Source organism: Seonamhaeicola marinus (assembly GCF_008085455.1).
In genome coordinates, this window is record NZ_VSDQ01000860.1 from 1 (window position 1) to 276 (window position 276).

Here is a 276-nt window from a genome sequence, read left to right on the forward strand (position 1 = left end):
AATTTCTTGTACAAATAATTCAGCCGACTCAACATCTGCATCTTCATTTTTAGCTTGCCAGTTAGCAATAGCAGAAAGTAATAACTTTTCTAAACGGTTTGATGCTTCCTTTTGGCTAAACTTTAAGATATTAAGTGCTTTTTCAACGCTTTCACCTCTTACTAAATCAGCTACTAAACGCATTTTTCTTGGTGATGTAGGACAATTATTAAGTTTAGCAAAAGCAACTTGCTTTTTTTGCTCCTTAATAGCGTCTGCCATTTGTTTTTTACGACT

General features: G+C 33.7%; 1 protein-coding gene. It reads right to left on the minus strand.

Going from position 1 to position 276, the window contains the following annotated elements:
* Window positions 1–261: large ribosomal subunit protein uL22 (locus FUA24_RS24450; protein WP_394344243.1), on the minus strand; the 261-nt coding region annotated here is incomplete at its 3' end.
* Window positions 262–276 lie beyond the last annotated feature (15 nt).